A 1,565-nucleotide genomic window follows, 5' to 3' on the forward strand; every position below is an offset into this window, starting at 1 on the left:
AGCTGCACCCGGCCCTCGGTGTTGACGTAGATGCCGTTCTTCTCGGTATAGGCGGCGCCGGGCAGGATCACGTCGGCGCGGTGCGCGCCGCGGTCGCCGTGGGTGCCGATATAGACGACGAAGGCCTTGGTGGCCGAAAGCTCGATCTCGTCGGCGCCGAGCAGGAACAGCAGGTCCGCGCCGCCCTTGGCGACCATCTGCGCGGCGGCCTTGCCGCCGGCCTTGGGCGTGAAGCCGAGGTCCAGGCCGCCGACCCGGGCGGCCGCGGTATGCAGCACGTTCCAGCTCGCGCCGAAGGCCTTGGCGACGCCGGTCGCAGCGTTCAGCACCGCCGCGCCATCGGCCCGCGCGAGCGCCCCCGCGCCGACGATGATCGCCGGCGCCTTGGCGGCCCTCAGCGCCTGGACGAAGTCGCCCTTCTGGCGCGCCAGCCCGCCCAGGCTCTGCGCGCCCGCGCCCAGGTAGTCGTAAGGGTAGGTCAGGTCGGCCTGCTCGCCGATCACGCCGATCCGCAGGGCGCCGGCCAGCCAGCGCTTGCGCAGCCGCGCGTTGAGCACCGGGGCCTCCAGCCGCGGATTCGCGCCGACCAGCAGCAGGACGTCGGCGTCCTCGATCCCGGCGATGGTGGAGTTGAACAGCCAGCTCGCCCGCGGGCCGTCGCCCAGGGCCAGGCCGTCCTGGCGGCAATCGAGGCTCGTCACGCCCAGGCCGCCGAACAGGTCCAGCGCGGCCTTCATGGATTCGGCGTCCTGCAGGTCGCCGGCGATCACGCCCACGCGGTCCGGCGCCGCCGCTTTCAGCCGGCTCGCCACGACGTCCAGCGCCTCGTTCCAGCTGGCGGGCCTGAGCTTGCCGCCCTCGCGGATGTAGGGCCGATCCAGCCGCTGGCGGGAAAGTCCGTCGACCGCATAGCGGGTCTTGTCGGAGATCCACTCCTCGTTGACGTCCTCGTTGACGCGCGGCAGCACGCGCAGCACCGCCGGCCCGCGGGCATCCACCCGGATCGCGGCGCCCAAGGCGTCGTGGACGTCGATGCTCTCGGTCTTCTTCAGCTCCCAGGGGCGGTAGTTGAAGGCCCAGGGCTTGTGGGTGAGCGCGCCCACCGGGCACAGATCGACCGCGTTGCCGGACAGGTTCGACGTCACCGCCTTGTCTAGATAGGTCGTGATTTCAACGTCTTCGCCGCGAGAGATGAGACCGATCTCAGGGACGCCGGCCACCTCGGTGATGAACCGGACGCAGCGCGTGCACTGGATGCAGCGGGTCATCACGGTCTTGATCAGCGGGCCCATGAACTTCTCTTCGACGGCGCGCTTGTTCTCCGAATAGCGGCTGTCGTCTCGGCCATAGCCCATGGCCTGGTCCTGCAGGTCGCACTCGCCGCCCTGGTCGCAGATCGGGCAGTCCAGCGGGTGGTTGATGAGCAGGAACTCCATCACCCCGTGGCGGGCCTTCTTGACCATCGGCGTATCGGTGAAGATCTCCATGTTCTCGGCGGCCGGCAGGGCGCAGGACGCCTGCGGCTTCGGCGGGCCGGGCTTCACCTCCACCAGGCACATGCGGCA

1 protein-coding gene is annotated in these 1,565 nt (G+C 70.4%); it reads right to left on the reverse strand.

Features of this window, described 5'->3' with window-relative positions; genetic code table 11:
* Positions 1 to 1,565, reverse strand: a 1,565-nt coding sequence (nuoG, locus tag VGT80_RS15835) for an NADH-quinone oxidoreductase subunit NuoG (protein WP_327457479.1), incomplete at both ends; no start/stop codon positions are given.

It is taken from the genome of Phenylobacterium sp. (assembly GCF_035944335.1).
Classification (GTDB): domain Bacteria; phylum Pseudomonadota; class Alphaproteobacteria; order Caulobacterales; family Caulobacteraceae; genus Phenylobacterium.